The organism is Streptomyces sp. NPDC047072 (assembly GCF_040643855.1).
Classification (GTDB): domain Bacteria; phylum Actinomycetota; class Actinomycetes; order Streptomycetales; family Streptomycetaceae; genus Streptomyces.
Window position 1 is genome coordinate 1 of sequence record NZ_JBEYVC010000205.1, and the last position, 18,807, is coordinate 18,807.

Genomic DNA, 18,807 nt, shown 5'->3' on the forward strand with positions numbered 1-18,807 from the left:
CGGGAGCGGCCGGGGTGCTCGCCCCGCAGGGCGCCCTGCTCACTGTGGAGGTCCTGGTGGGCCGTGATGACATCGGCCCCGTTGACGCGGATTTCGGCCGGCAGCCGGACGCTGCGGCATCATGCCGGGGTTGGGACGCGGGCCGCCGGGGCCGCCGCCGGGACGGGGACCGCCCTGCGGACGGGGCATGCCGCCCGGGGTGGGACGGGCGCCGCCCGGAGCCTGCGGACGGGGACCGCCCGCCGCGCCCTGGGGACGCGGACCGCCCGGACCCTGGCCCTGGGGGCGAGGGGCGCGGTCGGGACGCTCACCGGGGGCACCGGGGCCGCCCGGACGCGGGGCACCGCCGGGACGGGGCGCCTGCGGGCGCGCCATGCCGGTGGAACCGCCGGAGGTGAAGGGGTTGTTGCCCGGACGGGGACCGGCCGGACGGGCACCGGGACGCGGCGCCTGGCCGCCCGGACGCGGGGCGCCGGGACGCTCGCCGCGACCCTGACCGCCCTGGCCGGGGCCGCCGGCCGGACGCGGGGCGCCGGGACGGGGGGCCTGCTGGCCGGCCGGACGCGGGGCGCCCGGACGCGGGCCGGAGCCCTGGCCCTGCGAACCCTGGCCCTGGGAGGCCGGAGCGGCGGGAGCCGACGGCGGCGCCGTGAACTCGGGCGTGGTCGGAGCCGGGGACACCGGCGCGGGGCGCGGTGCGGGCTTCGGGCCCGGAGTGGGACGGGGGCCGGGAGCGGCCGGGGCGGCGGGAGCCGCGGGCCTCTCGGCGGCGGCCGGCTTGGGAGCCGGCGGGCGCGGGGCGGCCGGACGGGCGGCCTGCGCGGGAGAGGGGGCCGCCGGACGAGCCGGGGCGGCCTTGCGTGCGGGGGCGGGCTTGCCGCCTCCGTTGCCCTGCTGGAGGGCGTCCGTCAGCTTACGGACGACGGGCGCTTCGATGGTCGAAGACGCCGAACGGACGAATTCACCGAGTTCTTGGAGCTTGGCCATGACGACCTTGCTCTCCACCCCGAACTCCTTGGCGAGTTCGTATACCCGGACCTTAGCCACTTCGCTCCTTTTAGGTCCGGGTGCGTCCGGACCGTCGCTACTTCATGGGCGTACTCATCGCGTGCTCATCGAGTGCTCATCGCAATCTCGACCTACTTCCAACTCGCGGGGTACCAGGGCCGCACGGGGGTTCCGCACGACCTTCCTTACGGTGTTGCCTGCTCAGCAACTGTCTGTCTGCTCGACGTACTGGCGCAACGCCTTTGTGTCGAGCGCTCCCGGGGCACGCAGCGCCCGCGTGAACGCCCGGCGGCGTACCGCCTGGTCGAGACAGACCAGGGCGGGATGCACATACGCACCCCGGCCGGGCAGCGTACCTCGATGATCAGGGACGCATTCGTCCCCGACCGCCACGGTGCGCAGCAGATCCTTCTGGGCCGCTCGCTCCCGGCATCCCACGCAGGTGCGCTCAGGGCATGCGCGGGCACGCGTCCGGCCAGACACCTCTAAGTCTACCTCCCCGTGCCGACCTCACCCCTTCGGGGCAGGGATCGAACGGTTGTTGTCGTGATCTCAGCCACTCACGGCTCAGATCTATTCCTCGGACTGCTCCGTGTCCGGCCGGATGTCGATGCGCCAGCCGGTCAGACGGGCCGCGAGGCGGGCGTTCTGCCCCTCCTTGCCGATCGCCAGGGACAGCTGGTAGTCGGGGACGGTCACGCGCGCGGAGCGGGCGGCCATGTCCACGACCTCGACCTTGGAGACCCGGGCCGGCGACAGCGCGTTCGCCACCATCTCGGCCGGGTCGTCCGACCAGTCGACGATGTCGATCTTCTCACCGTTCAGCTCGCCCATGACATTGCGCACCCGGCCGCCCATCGGGCCGATACAGGCGCCCTTGGCGTTCAGGCCCGAACGGGTGGACCGGACGGCGATCTTGGTGCGGTGACCGGCCTCACGGGCGATCGCGGCGATCTCGACGGAGCCGTCGGCGATCTCCGGCACCTCCAGCGCGAAGAGCTTCTTCACCAGGTTGGGGTGCGTGCGGGAGAGGGTGACGGACGGACCGCGCACGCCCCTCGCCACTCGTACGACGTACGAGCGCAGCCGCATGCCGTGCGGGTAGGTCTCGCCGGGCACCTGCTCCTGCACCGGCAGGATGGCCTCCAGCTTGCCGATGTCCACGAGTACGTTCTTCGGGTCGCGGCCCTGCTGGACCACGCCCATGACGATGTCGCCCTCGCGCCCCGCGTACTCGCCGAGCGTCGCGTCGTCCTCGGCGTCGCGCAGCCGCTGCAGGATGACCTGCTTGGCGGTGGTGGCGGCGATCCGGCCGAAGTCGGACGGGGTGTCGTCGAACTCGCGGGGCTCCTGGCCCTCTTCGAGGTCCTCGGGGTCCTCTTTCGCCCACACGATGACGTGTCCGGAGTCCCGGTCGAGCTTCACGCGCGCGTGGCGGTGGCTTCCCTCGGTGCGGTGGTAGGCGATGAGGAGGGCCGACTCGATCGCCTCGACCAACAGGTCGAAGGAGATCTCCTTCTCCCGTACCAAGCCCCGCAGGGCACTCATGTCGATGTCCACGGCTACGCCTCCTCTTCCTTCTTGTCCTTGCGGTTGAACTCGACCTGCACGCGCGCCCTGTCGACCTCGGAGAAGGCGAGCCGACGGGAGGTCGCCTTGCGGCCCTTGACGCCGGGCACCTCCACGTCGAGGCCGTCGTCGTCGACGTCGAGGATCCTCGCGACCAGTTCGGCGCCGTCCGTCAGCTGGAACCTCACCAGCCGGTCCACGGCGCGCACGTAGTGCCGGTGCTCCGTGAGGAGGCGCTCCGCGCCGGGGGTTCCGACCTCGAGGGTGTACTCGCCCGCACCCATCGCGTCGCTCTCGTCGAGCTTCGCCGAGAGCTCGCGGCTCACATCGGCGATCTGGTCGAGGTCCGCCCCGGTGTCGGAGTCGACGACCACCCGCAGCACCCGCTTGCGTCCGACGGAGTCCACGGCGATCTCTTCGAGATCCAGTCCCTGGGAGGTGACGAGCGGTTCCAGGAGCTCTCGCAGCCTCTCGCTCTGGGTGGTGCTCATCCGGGTGACTCCTCGGCCGCGTGTGCTGTTGTGGGTAGGTCGCGTGTCTGGTCAAAGGGTATCCGGTCGCGGAAGGTGTTGCCGTCCACGAGCCGGTGACGGGAGTTCCGGGCACGCGCGGGTACCGTGATCAGCCGCGCATGTTGTCTTTTTGTTGTCCGTACGACCCCTCCGAGGACGTCTGCCGTGCCGTACCCCCCGCAGCTGCGGAGAAGAACCCTGCTCGCCTCGGTCGCCGGAGGCACCCTCCTGGTGGGCTGCTCCGCCGGTTCCGGGGGATCCGAGGAGGTCACCGGAGGGAGCCCGGCGGCCGCCGAGCGGACACGCGCGCGTGCGGCCCGGGACAGCCAGGGGCTGACCGAGCGCTACGACGTCGTCCTGGCCGCGTATCCGGCGCTGGCGGAGCGGCTGGCACCGCTGCGGGCCGAGGTCGTCCGGCACACGACGGCGTTCGGCGGCGCCCCTGCGCGCAAGACCGCCTCCCCTACGGCCACCGCGTCCGCGTCCCCGGCGGTCTCCGCGCCCGCCACCGAGAAGGACGCCCTCCTCGGCCTCGCCGGCGCCGAGCGCGCCCTCGCCGACCGGCGGGCCAAGGCCCTGCTCGACGCCCCCGGAGAACTGGCCCGGCTGCTCGCCTCGGTGGCGGCGGCCGGAGCGGCGCACGTGTACCTGCTGACGGAGGCGGCGAAGTGAGCGACGAGCAGGACGAGCGGGAACTGCAGGCCCTCCAGAAGGCGCTCGCCGCCGAGCACGCGGCCGTGTACGGATACGGCGTCGTCGGCGGGCTGCTCCGCGAGGGGCGGCGCGCCGAGGCGCTGTCGGCCTACGACGCCCACCGCGCCCGGCGCGACGCACTGACGCGCACGGTCCGGGGCCTGGGCGGGACACCGGTGGCGGCCTCTGCCGCGTACGCCATGCCCTTCCCGGTGACCGACTCCACGGCGGCCGTCCGGCTCGCCGCGCAGCTGGAGGACCGGGTGGCCGGGGTCTACTCGGACCTGGTCCGGGCGGCCACGGGCGAGCGGCGCGGTACGGCGGCGGAGGCGCTGCGGGAGGCCGCGGTGCGGGCGGTGCGCTGGAACGGGGAGAGCGTAGCCTTCCCTGGGCTCGCCGAGCGGGCCACGCCCTCGGTGTGACGCGGCAAGGAAGGGAACGACTCGCGCATGGCTTTCGAACCGCCGTTGCGGCTGGTCCGGGCGCTCGGTGAGACGGCGCCGGACGGCGACGACTGGCTGGAGAAGCTGCCGCAGACGGCTTCCCAGGCCGTCGCGCTACGCGAGTCGACCGTGGAGCGGGTGCAGGTTCCCGGGGGCCGCAGCAGCCTGGTCCTGCTGGTCCGGCGCTCCGACGGCACCCCGGCCGTGCTGAAGCTGGCGCCGCCGCGGTGTCGGCCGGAGGCGGAGCGGGCGGCCCTCGCGCAGTGGGGTGGGCTGGGTGCCGTGCAGCTCCTTGACGGGTCCGCCGAGGGGGAGCTGCTGTTGGAGCGGCTACATCCCGATGTATCCGTGCGGTCCCTGCCGGAGGCGAAGGCGTGGCTGGAGGCGGCGGGGGTGTTGCGGCGGTTGTGGGTGGAGCCACCGCCGTATGTCTTCGAGACCGTGGCCGAGCGGACAGGGCGGCAGGCGGCGGCGATGAGAGCGCATGCGGGTGAGGCCGTGGATCTCGTGGACGCGGCCCTTTCCGCGCGCGAGGAGTTGCTGGTCGCGCCTCCCGAGCGGGTTCTTCTGCACGGGACGTTTCGGCAGAGCAAGGTGTTGGCGGGTGAGCGGGCCCCTTGGCTGGCTGTGGGGCCCGATCCGGTCGTGGGTGAGTGTGCGTTCGATCTGGCTCGGTTGGTTCGGGATCGGGTTGAGGATCTGATTGCGTCGCCGTCCGGAGCGTCTACAACTCGGCGGCGGGTGAAGCGGCTTGCGGAGTCTCTGGATGTGGATCAGGAGAGGTTGCGGGGATGGACCTTGTTCCGGGCTGTGGAGTCGGGGGTTCGGGCCCTGAGGGTGGGGCGGCCGAAGGATGCCGAGTTGTTGCTGGAGTTTGCCGGGTGGCTTTGAGGTGGTGAGTTGGCTGTCGGCCGGTGGGGGCTGGTCGCGCCCACGCGGCGGAGCCGCAAATCGACACAGCCCCGCGCCCCTAAGCGGTAACCCGCTCGCCGTCCTTCCATACGGCCACGATGTTTTTGGGTAGGCCCGCCAGGTCGTATGCGTCGCCCTGCACGACCACCATGTCGGCCCTTTTCCCCGGCTCGATCACGCCCAGGTCGTCGTAGCCCAACAAGGTTGCTGCTGACGAAGTTGTTGCCGTCAGGACCTCTGCCGGGGTCATGCCCGCCTTCTCCATCAAGGGGAGTTCGTCGAGGTTCGTGCCGTGGGGGCTTATTCCGCTGTCCGTGCCCATGGCTATGCGGACGCCTGCCTCGGCCGCTCTGCGGACCGAGTCCGTGTGGACCTCGGAGACTTCCCTCGCCTTGGTCAGCATTGCCTCGGGGATCTGGACGCCCGATTCGGCTGCCCTGATCACCGCCACCGGGGCGATCAGGGTGGGGACCAGCCAGGTGTCGTGGTCCAGCATCAGGGCGATCGCCTCGTCGTCCAGGTAGATGCCGTGCTCTATGGAGCGGATCCCGGCGCGGACGGCGTTCTTGATGCCGTCCGCGCCCTGGGCGTGGGCCATGACGTAGCGGCCCTGGGCGGTGGCCTCGGCGACCAGGACGTCGAGTTCCCCGGGGGTGAACTGGCTGTGGCGGGGGTTGTCGCGCGGGGAGAGGACGCCTCCTGTCGTGCAGACCTTGAGGACGTCGGCGCCCGCGCGAAGGAGCTTGCGGGCCGTGACACGCATGTCGTCGGGGCCGTCCGCTATCGCCGCCGGGCGGCCCGGGTGCGGTACGGCGAGACCGGCGCAGTTGCCCGAGGGCATCCAGTTGTCGCCGTGGCCGCCGGTCTGGCTGATCAGGCCGATGGAGATCTGGACGCGGGGGCCGGGGACCAGGCCGTCCTCGACCGCCTGTTTGACGCCGAGGTCGGCGCCGGCCGCGTCGCGGACCGTGGTGATGCCGGCCGCGAGGGTGCGCCGCAGGTTCACGGCCGCCTCGAAGAACTGGTACGAGAACGGCTTCTGGAGCGCTCCGAGCAGGCCGATGCCGTTCAGGGTGAGGTGGACGTGGCAGTCGAAGAGGCCGGGGAGGAGGGTGCGGCCCGTGCAGTCGACCTGGGTGTCGCCGTCCAGGCCGGTGCCGACGTCGACGATGCGGTCGTCGGCCACGACCACGTCCGCCGGGGCCGGGTCGGTGCCGGTGCCGTCGAAGACGAGGCCGCCCCTGAAGACCGTACGAAGGCTGCTCATGCGTGCACCGTCACCGGCTCGTCGCTGCCCTGGCGGGGCGTGCGGGCGGTCAGGCGTTCGGCCGTGCCTGCGAGGGCCAGGACCACGAGGTTGGCGGCCAGGCCGATCAGGCCGACGTTGACGTTGCCGGCCAGGGTCTTGTCCCAGAACGTCAGCCAGATGACGACCAGTTCGCCGACGAACAGGCCGGCCAGGACCGGGGTCTTGGTCACCGGGCGGCGGGCCAGGAAGCCGAGGGCGATCGCGGGGGCCAGTTGGACCGTGCCGCTGTAGGTGAGCAGGAGGAGGTTGGCCAGGAGGTCGGGGCGGAAGATCGCGAGGAGGAGGGAGAGGGCGCAGGCGGCGACCACCGTGCCGTGGTTGATCCAGAACTGCTTGCGGTCGCTCTCGACCCGCGCGATGTTGCGGGCGACCAGCGAGGAGATGCCGATGAGGATGCCGGCCGCCGGGACCATCGCCGTGGCGATCGCGGCGACCACGACCAGGCCCGTCGCCCACGTCGGCAGCACCTGCTTGCTCAGGGTCAGCAGGATGCCGTTCGACGGGGAACCCGGCTTGAGGACCAGGATCGCCGCGAAGCCGACGATGATCGGCATCAGGAGGCAGAGCTCGTACAGGGGCATCCAGGTGTAGTTGCGGCGCAGCACCTTGGGGTCGCGGGCGGACATCACGGCCGGCCAGGCGTGCGGGAGGCACATCAGGCCGACGCCGATCGCGCTGACCAGCATGCTCGTGGTGAACCAGACCTGGTCGGCGGGGCCCGCGTGGATCGTGAGCATCTCCGGGTGCAGTTCGTCGATGCGGTGGAACATCGCGGAGACACCGCCGGTGAAGTGGGCGGGGACGGCCACCAACAGAACTCCGAGGACCACCAGCATCACGACGTCCTTGAAGTACGACGTCATCGCGACGCCGTGCAGGCCCGCCCAGAGGACGAAGGCGACGACCAGCGCGCAGCCGATGACCATGCTCAACGTCCCCGACGCGGAGTCGCCCGTGACCAGCTGCACGATCAACCCCAGCCCGGTGATCTGGAGTTGGAGATACGGCAGCACGAAGACGACACCGAGGACGGCCGCGACCGTGCCGAGCAGCCTGCTGTCGTAGCGGTCCTCCAGGAAGTCGCCCTGGGTGAGGTAGCCGCGCTCCTTGCCGAGCGACCAGAGCCGCTTGGCGAGGAAGAACAGCACCATGTAGCCGATGGGGACGTACGGGAGGGCGTACAGGGCGGCGACTCCGCCGCTGAAGGCGAGACCCGCCATGCCGAGGAAGGTGAAGGTGGTGAACACCTCTCCGGCCTGCAGGAACCACATGCTCACGGCGCCGAACCGGCGTCCGCCGACGGCCCATTCGGAGAGGTCGGCGGCGGGCTTGCGGCGGCCGACGAAGCCGAGGACGCCGATGAGCACGATGCCGGCGAAGGTCATGAAGAGGATCACTTGCCTGCCTCCTGCTCCTGACGGGTCATCAGGCGCTCGGTCACCAGCAGCGCGGGCGTGCACAGCACACACCACACCGCGCCCCACACCAGCATCCGGGGCAGGCCGAACCAGAGCCCGTCGGTGTTGACGAACGGCAGGAAGGGCATGAGGGCCAGCGCCAGCGCGGGCACGGCCGGTATCAGGTGGTAGGGGCGCACGGCGCCTCCTCGGTGAGTCGGTCCAGCCGGCGGACGGCCAGTTCGGCGAGCAGGGCGGAGCCGTCCGAGACCACGCTGTCGTCGAAGGCGGCGATCGGTGAGTGGTTGGTGGGGGCGCTGTCCGGGTCGCCGGTGGCGTCGGCGCCGAGGAAGACGAAGGCGCCCGGCACCCGGTCCAGGACCCGCGAGAAGTCCTCGGAGCCGGTGATGGGGTCGGTCATCGGCTCGAAGCGCTCCTCGCCGAAGACCTCGCGGACGGTGTCGGCGAGGAAGTCGTGCTCGCCGGCGTCGTTGACGGTGACCGGGTACTCGGGCACGAAGTCGACCTCGGCGGTCAGTCCGTGGGCGGTGGCGATGTCCCGGCACAGGCGTACGGCGACCTCGGCGGCGCGCTCGGCGGCGGCCGGGCTGAAGGTGCGCACGGTCGCCTCGAAGACCGCGTCGTCCGGGATGACGTTGCGCCGGGTGCCGGCGTGGAAGGTGCCGACGGTCACCACGACCGGGTCGAAGACGTCGAAGCGACGGGTCACCATCGTCTGAAGGGCGGTGACCATCTCGCAGGCCGCCGGGACCGGGTCGAGGGCGGAGTGCGGCCGCGAGCCGTGGCCTCCGGCGCCGACCACGCGCACGTGCAGCCCCGCCGAGGCGGCCATCAGCGGGCCGGGGCGGGAGGTGAAGACTCCGGTGGGGTACGACGACGAGCTGACGTGCAGCCCGTAGGCGGCGTCGACCGGCCGCCCCGCCGCCTCCAGCACCCCTTCCTCGATCATGTGCCCGGCGCCGTCCCAGCCCTCCTCGCCCGGCTGGAACATGAACACCACGTCCCCGGCGAGGAGTTCGCGCCGGGCGGCGAGCAGCCGGGCGGCGCCGACGAGTCCCGCGGTGTGCAGGTCGTGGCCGCAGGCGTGCATCACTCCGTCGACCCGGGAGGCGAAGTCCAGGCCGGTGCGCTCGGTGACCGGCAGCCCGTCCATGTCCCCGCGCAGCAGCACGACGGGACCGCCGGGCACACTGCCGCGCAGGACCGCCGTCACCGAGGACAGGGACGTCCCGGTACTGATCTCCAGCGGCAGTCCGGCCAGCGCGGCCAGCACCTTCTCCTGGGTGCGCGGCAGGTCCAGGCCGGTCTCCGGCTCCTGGTGGAGCGCCCGGCGCAGGGCGGCCAGGTCCCCCTGGAGCGCATGCGCGTCCTCTCGCAGACTCATTCCTCTCCCCTCACGCGTGGACCATGACTCGCGTGTACTGCCCACGCGGTCGGGCCATCATGAGAGGAGGGCGCAGTGTGGCGCGGAAATCGCAGGAATACGCCGATGACGGGCCCTGAATGCGAAGGATCCGCCGATGCTGTCCGAGACCGACCTCGCTCTCGTCAACGCCCTCCAGGTCAGTCCGCGCGCGCCCTGGTCGCTGATCGGGCGGGCGCTGGGGGTCGGTCCGGTGACGGTCGCCAAGCACTGGGAGCGGTTGGTCGACTCGCGTGCGGCCTGGTTGACGGCGTATCCGGGGTCGGCCGTCGGGGAGCGGCTGGTGTTCGCGTTCGTCCAGGTGGACTGTGCGCCGGGTCAGGCGTTGCGGGTGGCTCGGACGGTGGCCTCTTCGCCGTATGTGACGGCCGTCGACTATGTGGCGGGGCCTTGCGATCTGGTGGTGCACCTTGTTGCGGCGGACCTTGAGACGGTGTCTCGGTATGTCGTCGAGCGGCTGGCCGGGCTGGCGGGGGTCGTGGGGACGCGGACGCTGGTGGCGCCTCGGATGTATGCGGAGGGCAGTCGGTGGCAGGTGCGGGCGATCTCCGGGGCGCAGAAGGGGGCGTTGCGCTGCGCTGGGCCCACGTCGGGGGCAGGTCCTGTGCGGTTCGAGGAGCTGGACCGTCGGTTGTTGCTGGCGCTCGGGGAGGATCCCCGGGCCACGCATACGGAGTTGGCGTCGCGGCTGGGGGTCGGCGCGAGTACCGTCCGGCGGCATCTGGGGGCGGCGCTTGCCGGTGGGGGGATTCGGTTGCGGTGTGAGGTGGCGCGGTCGTTGTCGCCTGCGCCGGTGACGATGTTGCTGTGGATGCGGGTGCCGCCGGATCAGTTGGAGCGGGCGGCGCGGACGCTGGGGCGGTTTGCCGAGGTGCGGATGTGTGCGGCGGTGAGTGGGGCGGCGAATCTGTTGGTGGGGGTGTGGTTGCGGGCTCCCGCGGATGCGGTGTCTTTTGAGGCCGTGGTGGTGGGGAAGTTGTCGCGGGTGGAGATCGTGGATCGGGCGGTTACTTTGCGGGCCGTGAAGTTGGGTGGGTGTTTGTTGGATGCGGAGGGGCGTATTACGGGGCGGGTGCCTATGGATTTTTGGGCTTCGTTGTAACCTGCGGGCCGGTGGGGGCTGGTCGCGCAGTTCCCCGCGCCCCTAAAGGCGATCAGCTCGCCGTCAGTTTCAAGGCCAGGACGGGACAGTCGGCCGCTGCTCTTCTTGCCCGTTTCACCGTGCGGGGCGGTACTGGAGTGCCGTCCAGCAAGGGATAACCCCACTCGTCCAATGAGACGTGTTCCGGGAGGAGTTCCGCGCACAGGCCATGGGCTGCGCAGGAGGTCCAGTCGATGGTGAGGTGCTGAGCCATGTCAGGTCTCCTGAGGGACGGGGAGCAGAGGCGTGGTGTCGGTTGCCGTGCAGTGGCCCTCCGCGTGGGCGTGGGCTTCCGCTGCGAAGGTCGTCAGGGCGCTGCGGACCAGGCGGACCGTGCCGTCGGGGTGGTGGCAGGCGCCTCTGCCCTCCACCAGGCCGGACCAGCGGGCCAGGTCGTGGCGGGTGGTGCCCTGGGGGCCCGGGGTGGCCAGGGTCTGGAAGGCGGTGGAAATGCGCGGGAGGCCGTTGAGGCAGGGGCCGCACTGGCCGGCCGACTGGAGGGCCAGGTAGCGGAGTACTCGTGCCGTCTCGACCAGGCCGCAGCGGTCCGTAGGGAGAGCGGCCAGGACTCCGGCGCCCATCGCACCGGCGTCCAGCGTGAGTTCGGCCGCTTCGGGCGCCGGGATCCAGGTGCCGTGGTAGCCGCCCACCAGGACCGCCGACATGCCGTGCAGGGGGACCAGCCGGGCCAGCGGGATGCCGAACGGCGCTTCCACGACCCGGACGTCACGTCCCGGCACGTGGACCGTGCACAGGGCGCTGCCGGGCTGGGCCGGGGTGCCCGCCGTACGGAACCAGTCGGCGCCGTAGCGGGCGATCAGGGCCAGGTGGGCGAGGGTCTCGACGTTCTGGACCAGGGTGGGGGCGCGGCCGACCCCGCGTTCGCGGACCGGGGGGTCCTGGTGGGCGGGGAGCGCGGCACCGCCGCCGACGTAGCGGGCGAGGGCCGAGGACTGGCCGGACAGGAAGCTCTTGGGCAGCCGTACGACCTTCACCGGGACGGGGTCACGGCGGTCGGCGAGGGCCCGCTCCAGCCAGGACGCGCCGTCCTCGACGGCCAGGTGGGCCTCCCCCGCGCCGGTCGCCGCGGCGGCGGCCTGGATGCCGTCCAGGACGAGGTGCGGTGAGAGGTGGAGCAGGGTCTTGTCCTTGCGGCTGGCCGGTTCGCCCTCGGCGCCGTTGGCGACGACCACCGGCTTGCGGCCGGTGCGGCGGCCGGCCTCGGCGACCGAGAGGAGCTTGCGGTGCACCGGGAAGGCGGCGCCGCCGCGGCCGGTGAGACCGGACCCGGCGACCACCCGGAGGAACGTCTCGGGATCGCCGTACGGCAGCGGGCCGTAGCGCTGCTGGTGGGTGGGCAGGTCGGCCGGGGTGCCGCCGGGGGCGAACAGCCGGGGGGACATGTGGACGTCCTGGTGGGTCAGCGTCACGGTCGGACTCCTTCGGCCGGGTCGAGGTGGCGGAGGGCTGCGGCGGTGCGGATGCCTGCGGCGGTGAGGACCGTGGCCACGCAGCTGATCGTCAGCCAGGTCATCCAGTCGGTGCCGGAGTCCGTGCCGATGCCGATGCCGTGGATCAGGGCGACGGGCCAGGAGGCGTAGGCGAGCCAGTGGATGGTGCGCCAGGTGCGGTGGCCTATGCGTTGTCTGAGGAGGCTGGTGATCAGGACGGCGAGCATGAGGTCGAAGGCGACGGTGCCGAGGCCGAGCCAGAGGGGCTGGTAGTCGCCGATGAAGGGGATCACGGCGTCCAGGACTGTGATGTTCACGTAGCCGTCGATGACCGCGAAGACGATGTGGAGGGCGAGGAAGGCGGTGGCGGAGAGGGAGAGGGTGCGGTGGAGGGAGATCGTGCCGAAGCGGGGGAGGGTGGGGAGGCGGGTCCTTAGGCGGACGGCAATGCCGAGAAGGACGACGAGGGTGAAGAGGATCAGGGTGATTGCGCCGGTTGCTCTGTTTGCGTACCAGAGGGTTTCTGAGGTCATTCGGCTGTCCCCCGGTGGGGGTTGGTCGCGCCCCGCGGCGAAGCCGCTGATTGACACAGCCCCGCGCCCCTAAGGGTGATTGGCCAGCCCGGAGTTGTTATGACCAGGCCCTCCTTGGTTACCAGGCGTGCTGGTAGACCTTGGCGGGTCAGCCATTTTTCTGCGCCTGTGCCCTTCACCAGGGCTGCTGTTGTTGCGGTGTTGGCTTCTGCGCAGGTGGGGGCCGCTACTGAGATCGTGCGCCAGGGGGTTTGGGCCGGGAGGCCCGTGTGGGGGTCGAGGATGTGGTGGAGGGTTTGGCCGTCGCGGTGCCAGGTGCGGGCGCTCGTGCCTGAGGTGGCCAGGCCGCCGGAGTGCAGGCCTACCGTGGCGTACGGGCCCTGGGGTGGGGTTTCGTCTACCGGGCCCGTGGTGTCCTGGACTCGGATCTGCCAGCCGTCTGCCGGAGGGGGGCCGGCTACTGCCGTGTCGCCGCCGAGGCTTACCAGGACTCCGCAGCCTGCCGCCTTTGCCAGGAGGGTTGCTGCCTTGTCGGCGGCCCAGGCCTTGGCCGTCGCGCCGAGGTCCAGGCGGACGCCGGACGGGACGGTGACCGTGCCTGAGGTGCGGTCCAGGTGGATCAGGCGCCAGCCGGGGGCCCGCTTCACCGTCAGGCGGATCGGGCGGTCGTCCTCGCGGACCAGGGTGAAGTCGCGGTCGTAGCCGATCGCCTCCATCGCCGAGCCGACCGTCGGGTCGACCGCGCCGTCGGTGGCCTCGGCGGCGCGCAGGGCCACCCCGAGGGCCTCCGCGAGGAGTGGGCTGACGCGGACCGGGCGGCCCTCGGAGCCGTCCAGCGCGGTGAGTTCGGAGTCCGGGCGGAAGCGGCTGCATGCCGCGTCCACCTCGGCGAGGTGGCGGGCAAGGAGCAGGTTGCAGGAGTCCAGCAGGGCCGGGTCGGTGACGACCAGGCGGACGGTGGTGCCGAGGGCACGCCATTCGGTTGCGGCAGTGGTGCGGGGCTTCAGGAGTGTGCTCATCACGACGCACCCGAGGTGGAGTCGGTCGAGCCGCCGGAGGAGGAGGTGAGGCCGCTGGAGCTGTCGTCGGACGACGACGAGGAGGAGCTGGAGCTTGCCGAGTCGTCGGAGGAGGAGCTGCTGGAGCTGTCCGTGCTCGTCGAGCTGTCCGAGGAGGAACCGCTGGAGCTGGTCGAGGTGTCCGTCGACGAGCTGCTGCTCGTGCTGGAACTCGTGCCGCTGCTCGCCGTCGTGTCGGCGTCCGCCTGCATCGTGCCGATCAGCGCGAACATCCCCGCTGCCGCCGCCAGCGTGACCGCCGCCGCGGCGGCCGCCGTGCGCCGGGTGCCCCTGCGGACCAGCGCGGCGGCCCCTCTCTCCGTACCCCTTGCCATGGCCGTACCCCTCCGTAGCCGTAGTGACGCTCTGTCACGGACTACGTTCGGGTACGGCCCTGAGAGAAGTCTGTGAGCTCCCTATAGGAACCCGGAGACCTGTCTGAGGAGTTTCTTTAAACGGTCAGGCGGGCGATCGCCTCGTCCACCGTCAGCTCCTCGCGCTCCCCGGTACGGCGGTCCTTCAGCTCCAGCACACCCTCGGCCGCGCGCCGCCCGGCCACCAGGATCTGCGGGACGCCCATCAGCTCCGAGTCGGTGAACTTCACGCCCGGGGACACGCCCGCGCGGTCGTCGACCAGGACCCGGACACCCGCGGCGGCCAGCTTGTCGGAGACGTCGAGGGCCAGCTCGGTCTGGAGGGCCTTGCCGGCGGCGACGACGTGCACGTCGGCCGGGGCGATCTCCTTGGGCCAGCACAGGCCCTTGTCGTCGGCGGACTGCTCGGCGAGGGCGGCGACCGCGCGGGAGACGCCGATGCCGTAGGAGCCCATGGTGACGCGGACCGGCTTGCCGTTCTGGCCGAGGACGTCGAGCTTGAGGGCGTCGGTGTACTTGCGGCCCAGCTGGAAGATGTGGCCGATCTCGATGGCGCGGTCCAGCTTGAGGCCGGTGCCGCACTTCGGGCACGGGTCGCCCTCCTGGACGACCACGACGTCGACGTACTCGTCGACCTCGAAGTCCCGCCCGGCGACGACGTTCTTCGCGTGCGTGTGCTCCTTGTTGGCGCCGGTGATCCAGGCGATGCCGGGGGCCACCCGCGGGTCGGCGATGTACTTCACCTTCTCGCCCAGCCCCTGCGGGCCGACGTAGCCGCGGACCAGGTCGGGGCGGCCGACGAAGTCCTCGGCCGTCACCAGCTCCACGGCGGCGGGCGCGAAGTGCGCCTCGACCTTACCGAGGTCGACCTCGCGGTCGCCGGGGACGCCGACGGCCACGATCTCGCCGTCGACCTTCACGAGGAGGTTCTTGAGGGTGTCGGAGGGCTGTACGCCGAGGTGGGCGGCGAGGGTCTCGATGGTGGGGGTGTCCGGGGTCGGCACCTCTTCGAGGGCGGGGACGGAAGCGGCGTCCACCGGCTTCAGCTCGTACGTGATCGCCTCGGTGTTGGCCGCGAAGTCGCAGTTCGGGCAGTCGGCGAAGGTGTCCTCGCCGGCGCCGGCCGGGGCGAGGAACTCCTCCGACTTCGAGCCGCCCATCGCGCCCGCGGTCGCGGCGCAGATGCGGTAGTCGAGGCCGAGGCGCGCGAAGACCTTCTGGTAGGCCTCGCGGTGCAGGGCGTAGGAGTGGGCGAGGCCCTCGTCCTCCAGGTCGAAGGAGTACGAGTCCTTCATCAGGAACTCACGGCCGCGCAGGACGCCCGCGCGGGGCCGGGCCTCGTCGCGGAACTTCGTCTGGATCTGGTAGAGGATGACCGGCAGGTCCTTGTACGAGGACGCCTGGTCCTTCACGATCAGCGTGAAGATCTCCTCGTGGGTGGGGCCGAGCAGGTAGTCGCCGCCCTTGCGGTCCTGGAGCCGGAACAGCTCCGGGCCGTACTCGTCCCAGCGGCCCGTGGCCTCGTACGGCTCACGCGGCAGCAGTGCGGGAAGCTGCACCTCCTGGGCGCCGATGGCGTCCATCTCCTCGCGGACCACGCGCTCCACGTTGCGCAGCACCTTCATGCCGAGCGGCAGCCAGCTCCACACGCCGGCGGCGGTGCGGCGGACGTAGCCCGCCCGCACGAGCAGCTTGTGGCTGAGGACCTCGGCGTCCGCCGGGTCGTCGCGCAGCGTCTTCGCCATCAACTGGGACATGCGCTGGACCGGTGCGTTCGCCATGGTTTCCGTACTCCTGCCGGGTGGGTGTATGCCAGGAGGTTAGCCGGGCACGCTGTGCCGGTGGAAATCGGTCAGCGGCGGCGGAGCGGGAGAGGGGCGCCCATCACGGCGTACGGCTTCGGGGCGCTCGGGAAGAGGACCTGGCGGGCGAGGTCCTGGTAGCCGAGGGAGTGGTAGAGACCGCGGGCCGGGCTGTCGGTGTCGATCGCGGAGAGGATCGAGCGGGGTTCGGCGGCGCCGTCGGTGATCAGGGTGATCAGGGTGCGGCCGATGCCGCGGTTCTGGTGGTGGGGGTGGACGTGCAGCTCGGTGATGACGAAGGAGTTGTCGAGCCAGCCGTCGTTGTGCCGCTCGCGCAGGTAGGGCTCCACGACGGTGGACCACCAGTGGGTGCGGTTGTTGGGCATCCCGTAGACGAATCCGACGAGCCGCCCCGCCACGGTGGCGCCGAGGGCTCTGGCGCCCGGGTGGGTCATGTGGCGCAGCACGATCTGGCGGCGGACCGCGACTTCGTCGGGGGCGAGGCCGAAGGCGATGGCCTGGACGGCGAGGGCCTCGTCGACCCGGGCGGCCAGATCGAGCGGACCGATCACGATGTCGTCGGGGCTGCGGCCGTCACCCGGAAATCGCTGCATGCCGGGGAGCGTACCCCGGCGACCGGGGCCGCCCGCCGGTCGCCGGCCGGGGAGCCGGGGGCGGTCGAAGATCATGAGATCCCCAAGGCCGTTCCCGCCCAGGAAAACTTCAGCTCATAGGCTGGCAAAACGGTCACTTGATCGGTGTACTCGGCACCGACGCGATGTCGATTTCGTGCCTAGCGTCTCTGCTGTACCGCCGGACCCCTCCGGCGCACCAGAGAGGACTCTCCATGCCGTTCCCGGACACCGACCGCTGCGCCGACACCGTCCTCGGCACGCTCGTTCCGGAACTCCTGTCCCCCGTCCCCGCCCCGCCGCTCCCCGAGGCCGAACTCCCGCACGGCGAGACCGACCCCGACGCCGCCTACCGCATGGTCCGCGACGAGCTGATGCTCGACGGCAACGCCCGCCTGAACCTCGCGACCTTCGTCACCACCTGGATGGAACCGCAGGCGCACCGCCTGATGAGCGGGACCGCCGAGAAGAACCTCGTCGACAAGGACGAGTACCCGCAGATCACGGCCATGGAGGAGCGGTGCGTGCGGATGCTCGGGCGGCTGTGGCACGCGCCCCGGCCCGACCGGGTCGCCGGCTGCTCCACGACCGGCTCCAGCGAGGCCGCGATGCTCGGCGGACTCGCGCTCAAGCGCCGCTGGCAGCAGCGCCGCCGGGCGGCCGGCAAGGACACCGCCCGGCCCAATCTGGTGATGGGCGCGAACGTACAGGTCTGCTGGAAGAAGTTCGCCAACTACTTCGAGGTGGAGCCCCGGTTCGTGCCGATGGAGCCGGGCCGGTACCACCTGACCGCGGACGGCCTCACCGCCTACTGCGACGACGACACCATCGGGGTGGTGACCGTCCTCGGCTCGACCTTCGACGGCTCCTACGAGCCGGTGGCCGACATCTGCATGGCCCTGGACGGCTTCGAGGCGGCCACCGGCACCGACATCCCGGTGCATGTGGACGCCGCTTCGGGCGGCCTGGTGGCCCCCTTCCTCGACCCCGGCCTGATGTGGGACTTCCAGCTGGAGCGGGTCGCGTCGATCAACGTCTCGGGGCACAAGTACGGGCAGGTCTTCCCCGGCGTGGGCTGGGCGCTGTGGCGGGACCGGGAGGCGCTCCCGGACGACCTGGTGTTCCGGGTGAACTACCTGGGCGGTGACATGCCCACCTTCACCCTGAACTTCTCCCGGCCGGGCTCGCAGGTGGTCACGCAGTACTACAGCTTCCTGCGGTACGGCTTCGAGGGCTTCCGGCGGCTGATCGGCGAGTGCCGGTCCACGGCCCGCCGGCTGGCCCGGGAGATCGCCGCGATGGGCCCGTACGAGCTGATCACGGACGGCTCCGAACTGCCGGCCTTCGCGTTCCGGCTGGCCCCGGGGACGGCGGGCTTCACGGTCTTCGACGTCTCGCAGGCCATGCGCGGGCGCGGCTGGCAGCTGCCCGCCTACACCTTCCCGGACAACTGCCGGGACGTGTCGGCGCTCCGCCTGGTGGTGCGCACCGGCTTCACCTCCGAGCTGGCCCGGCTGTTCGTCACGGACCTGCGCCGCACCACCGAACGGCTGGCACGGCAGCGGGAGCGCACACCGGCGGCGCTGACCGTGGGGTGAGACCCCCCGCTCGCACAGGAGGAGGGGCTTTCAGAAGAGGACGCTCATGAACTCGCCGATCTCCTGGAAGCCCACCCTCTGGTACGCCCTTCTCGCCGGGGTGTTGAAGTCGTTCACGTACAGGCTCACCACTGGGGCCACGTCCGCGAGGGCGTAGCGCAGGACCGCCGCCATGCCGGGGGCCGCCACTCCCCTGCCCCGGTACTCCGGGGCCACCCAGACGCCCTGGATCTGGCAGGCGCGGTCCGTGGCCGCGCCGATCTCCGCCTTGAAGGCGACCTTGCCCTGGTCGTCCAGGCGGGCGAAGGAGCGGCCGGAGCCGACCAGTTCGGCGACCCGGGCCTGGTAGAGGAGGCCGCCGTCACCGGCCAGCGGTGAGACGCCGACCTCCTCGGTGAACATCGCCACGCACGCCGGCATGATCGTCTCCATCTCGTCCTTGCGGACGCGGCGGACGTACGGGTCCGGGGCGACGTCGGCGGGCATGCGGTCGGTGACCATGAGGGGCTGGTGGGCGCGGACCTCGCGGGCCGGGCCCCAGCTGGGCTCCAGCAACCGCCAGAGCAGGGCGGTGGGTTCGGCCGGGCCGACGATGGAGGAGCAGCGGCGGCCGGCCCGCCGGGCACGGTCGGCGAAGGCGCGGACGGCCCGGGGGGTCGCGCAGATGGGGACCAGGTTGGCGCCGGCGTAGCAGAGCGACGTCAGCATGCCGTCCTCGTACCAGCCCCACATCTCGCCGCCGAGCCGCCACGGGTCGAGGCCGGCGACCTGGACCCTCGACGTCACGAAGGCGTTGGCCACCGGCTCGCGGTCGAGGACGGCGAGCGCTGCGTCCAGGTCGCTCGGTTCGAGGACCCGGGGCTGCCCAGGGTCGCCGTGACCGGTCCGGCTGTCGCCGACCTCACCCACTTGGTGGCCGAACTCCTGGAGA

General features: G+C 71.6%; 20 protein-coding genes and 1 pseudogene. 6 read left to right on the forward strand and 15 right to left on the reverse strand.

The window, feature by feature from the left end:
• Positions 1 to 96: 96 nt before the first annotated feature.
• The 4 genes and pseudogenes from ABZ896_RS46070 to rimP all read right to left on the reverse strand — a co-directional run.
• Positions 97 to 1,047 (reverse strand): annotated as a pseudogene (locus ABZ896_RS46070) (translation initiation factor IF-2 N-terminal domain-containing protein); the annotation flags it as partial.
• A gap of 162 nt (positions 1,048 to 1,209) precedes the next feature.
• Positions 1,210 to 1,491 (reverse strand): YlxR family protein, encoded by a 282-nt coding sequence (locus ABZ896_RS46075; RefSeq protein WP_360943086.1) that lies wholly within the window; start codon positions 1,489 to 1,491, stop codon positions 1,210 to 1,212.
• A 90-nt stretch (positions 1,492 to 1,581) separates the two neighbouring features.
• Positions 1,582 to 2,568 carry a transcription termination factor NusA gene (gene nusA, locus ABZ896_RS46080; RefSeq protein ID WP_360943089.1) on the reverse strand — a complete coding sequence of 329 codons (987 nt, stop codon included), beginning with the start codon at positions 2,566 to 2,568 and terminating at the stop codon, positions 1,582 to 1,584.
• Positions 2,569 to 2,570: 2 nt separating this feature from the next.
• The gene (gene rimP, locus ABZ896_RS46085) at positions 2,571 to 3,068 is read right to left on the reverse strand and encodes a ribosome maturation factor RimP (protein ID WP_360943092.1); all 498 of its coding nucleotides are present in this window, start codon (positions 3,066 to 3,068) and stop codon (positions 2,571 to 2,573) included.
• Positions 3,069 to 3,254: 186 nt separating this feature from the next.
• On the opposite strand from rimP, the gene ABZ896_RS46090 reads away from it, so the two are divergent.
• From ABZ896_RS46090 to ABZ896_RS46100, 3 genes are read left to right on the forward strand one after another with little or no spacing between them, the layout of a single operon-like run.
• The gene (locus tag ABZ896_RS46090) at positions 3,255 to 3,761 is read left to right on the forward strand and encodes a hypothetical protein (protein WP_360943095.1); all 507 of its coding nucleotides are present in this window, start codon (positions 3,255 to 3,257) and stop codon (positions 3,759 to 3,761) included.
• Positions 3,758 to 4,204: a ferritin-like domain-containing protein gene (locus tag ABZ896_RS46095; RefSeq protein WP_360943097.1), complete on the forward strand. Its 447-nt coding sequence runs from the start codon at positions 3,758 to 3,760 to the stop codon at positions 4,202 to 4,204. The genes ABZ896_RS46090 and ABZ896_RS46095 overlap by 4 nt, the downstream gene beginning before the upstream one ends.
• A 27-nt stretch (positions 4,205 to 4,231) precedes the next feature.
• Entirely contained in the window at positions 4,232 to 5,116 is an 885-nt protein-coding gene (locus ABZ896_RS46100; RefSeq protein ID WP_360943100.1) for an aminoglycoside phosphotransferase family protein, read from the forward strand.
• Between the two features lie 79 nt (positions 5,117 to 5,195).
• Here ABZ896_RS46100 and ABZ896_RS46105 read toward each other — a convergent pair whose 3' ends face one another.
• From ABZ896_RS46105 to ABZ896_RS46120, 4 genes are read right to left on the reverse strand one after another with little or no spacing between them, the layout of a single operon-like run.
• Complete coding sequence (locus ABZ896_RS46105) at positions 5,196 to 6,404, reverse strand: amidohydrolase family protein (RefSeq protein ID WP_360943103.1); 1,209 nt, start codon at positions 6,402 to 6,404, stop codon at positions 5,196 to 5,198.
• Entirely contained in the window at positions 6,401 to 7,843 is a 1,443-nt protein-coding gene (locus tag ABZ896_RS46110) for a sodium:solute symporter family protein (protein ID WP_360943106.1), read from the reverse strand. Before ABZ896_RS46110 ends, ABZ896_RS46105 begins: the two co-directional genes overlap by 4 nt.
• Entirely contained in the window at positions 7,840 to 8,043 is a 204-nt protein-coding gene (locus ABZ896_RS46115) for a hypothetical protein (RefSeq protein WP_360943108.1), read from the reverse strand. Before ABZ896_RS46115 ends, ABZ896_RS46110 begins: the two co-directional genes overlap by 4 nt.
• The gene (locus ABZ896_RS46120) at positions 8,025 to 9,248 is read right to left on the reverse strand and encodes a M20 family metallopeptidase (RefSeq protein WP_360943110.1); all 1,224 of its coding nucleotides are present in this window, start codon (positions 9,246 to 9,248) and stop codon (positions 8,025 to 8,027) included. Before ABZ896_RS46120 ends, ABZ896_RS46115 begins: the two co-directional genes overlap by 19 nt.
• 136 nt (positions 9,249 to 9,384) lie before the next feature.
• On the opposite strand from ABZ896_RS46120, the gene ABZ896_RS46125 reads away from it, so the two are divergent.
• Positions 9,385 to 10,389, forward strand: coding sequence for an Lrp/AsnC family transcriptional regulator (locus tag ABZ896_RS46125; RefSeq protein WP_360943113.1), 1,005 nt, complete (start codon positions 9,385 to 9,387; stop codon positions 10,387 to 10,389).
• 52 nt (positions 10,390 to 10,441) lie between these two features.
• On the opposite strand, the gene ABZ896_RS46130 is transcribed toward ABZ896_RS46125, so the two are convergent.
• From ABZ896_RS46130 to ABZ896_RS46145, 4 genes are read right to left on the reverse strand one after another with little or no spacing between them, the layout of a single operon-like run.
• Complete coding sequence (locus ABZ896_RS46130; protein WP_360943116.1) at positions 10,442 to 10,642, reverse strand: ferredoxin; 201 nt, start codon at positions 10,640 to 10,642, stop codon at positions 10,442 to 10,444.
• A 1-nt stretch (position 10,643) separates the two neighbouring features.
• Positions 10,644 to 11,858, reverse strand: a complete 1,215-nt coding sequence (locus ABZ896_RS46135) for an NADH-ubiquinone oxidoreductase-F iron-sulfur binding region domain-containing protein (protein ID WP_360943119.1) — start codon at positions 11,856 to 11,858, stop codon at positions 10,644 to 10,646.
• Positions 11,855 to 12,412, reverse strand: a complete 558-nt coding sequence (locus ABZ896_RS46140) for a ferric reductase-like transmembrane domain-containing protein (RefSeq protein WP_360943122.1) — start codon at positions 12,410 to 12,412, stop codon at positions 11,855 to 11,857. The genes ABZ896_RS46135 and ABZ896_RS46140 overlap by 4 nt, the downstream gene beginning before the upstream one ends.
• Positions 12,409 to 13,431, reverse strand: coding sequence for an FAD:protein FMN transferase (locus tag ABZ896_RS46145; RefSeq protein ID WP_360943125.1), 1,023 nt, complete (start codon positions 13,429 to 13,431; stop codon positions 12,409 to 12,411). The genes ABZ896_RS46140 and ABZ896_RS46145 overlap by 4 nt, the downstream gene beginning before the upstream one ends.
• 15 nt (positions 13,432 to 13,446) lie before the next feature.
• Between ABZ896_RS46145 and ABZ896_RS46150 the strand changes: the two genes are divergently transcribed.
• Entirely contained in the window at positions 13,447 to 13,881 is a 435-nt protein-coding gene (locus tag ABZ896_RS46150) for a hypothetical protein (protein ID WP_360943128.1), read from the forward strand.
• Positions 13,882 to 13,921: 40 nt separating this feature from the next.
• On the opposite strand, the gene ABZ896_RS46155 is transcribed toward ABZ896_RS46150, so the two are convergent.
• Positions 13,922 to 15,625: a proline--tRNA ligase gene (locus tag ABZ896_RS46155; protein ID WP_360943131.1), complete on the reverse strand. Its 1,704-nt coding sequence runs from the start codon at positions 15,623 to 15,625 to the stop codon at positions 13,922 to 13,924.
• Between the two features lie 71 nt (positions 15,626 to 15,696).
• Positions 15,697 to 16,260 carry a GNAT family N-acetyltransferase gene (locus ABZ896_RS46160; protein ID WP_360943134.1) on the reverse strand — a complete coding sequence of 188 codons (564 nt, stop codon included), beginning with the start codon at positions 16,258 to 16,260 and terminating at the stop codon, positions 15,697 to 15,699.
• 233 nt (positions 16,261 to 16,493) lie between these two features.
• Here ABZ896_RS46160 and ABZ896_RS46165 point away from each other — a divergent pair, with 233 nt between their 5' ends.
• A complete protein-coding gene (locus ABZ896_RS46165; protein WP_360943137.1) occupies positions 16,494 to 17,876 on the forward strand; it encodes a glutamate decarboxylase in 1,383 nt (460 codons plus the stop codon).
• Between the two features lie 30 nt (positions 17,877 to 17,906).
• On the opposite strand, the gene ABZ896_RS46170 is transcribed toward ABZ896_RS46165, so the two are convergent.
• The gene (locus ABZ896_RS46170; protein WP_360943140.1) at positions 17,907 to 18,785 is read right to left on the reverse strand and encodes a GNAT family N-acetyltransferase; all 879 of its coding nucleotides are present in this window, start codon (positions 18,783 to 18,785) and stop codon (positions 17,907 to 17,909) included.
• Positions 18,786 to 18,807: the final 22 nt, after the last annotated feature.

Excerpts from the sequence above, each read along its gene's own strand:
- rimP (WP_360943092.1), bottom strand. The coding sequence starts at position 3,068 with ATGAGCACCACCCAGAGCGAGAGGCTGCGAGAGCTCCTGGAACCGCTC.
- ABZ896_RS46100 (WP_360943100.1), top strand. The coding sequence starts at position 4,232 with ATGGCTTTCGAACCGCCGTTGCGGCTGGTCCGGGCGCTCGGTGAGACG.
- ABZ896_RS46105 (WP_360943103.1), bottom strand. The coding sequence starts at position 6,404 with ATGAGCAGCCTTCGTACGGTCTTCAGGGGCGGCCTCGTCTTCGACGGC.
- ABZ896_RS46120 (WP_360943110.1), bottom strand. The coding sequence starts at position 9,248 with ATGAGTCTGCGAGAGGACGCGCATGCGCTCCAGGGGGACCTGGCCGCC.
- ABZ896_RS46125 (WP_360943113.1), top strand. The coding sequence starts at position 9,385 with ATGCTGTCCGAGACCGACCTCGCTCTCGTCAACGCCCTCCAGGTCAGT.
- ABZ896_RS46130 (WP_360943116.1), bottom strand. The coding sequence starts at position 10,642 with ATGGCTCAGCACCTCACCATCGACTGGACCTCCTGCGCAGCCCATGGC.
- ABZ896_RS46140 (WP_360943122.1), bottom strand. The coding sequence starts at position 12,412 with ATGACCTCAGAAACCCTCTGGTACGCAAACAGAGCAACCGGCGCAATC.
- ABZ896_RS46145 (WP_360943125.1), bottom strand. The coding sequence starts at position 13,431 with ATGAGCACACTCCTGAAGCCCCGCACCACTGCCGCAACCGAATGGCGT.
- ABZ896_RS46155 (WP_360943131.1), bottom strand. The coding sequence starts at position 15,625 with ATGGCGAACGCACCGGTCCAGCGCATGTCCCAGTTGATGGCGAAGACG.
- ABZ896_RS46160 (WP_360943134.1), bottom strand. The coding sequence starts at position 16,260 with ATGCAGCGATTTCCGGGTGACGGCCGCAGCCCCGACGACATCGTGATC.
- ABZ896_RS46165 (WP_360943137.1), top strand. The coding sequence starts at position 16,494 with ATGCCGTTCCCGGACACCGACCGCTGCGCCGACACCGTCCTCGGCACG.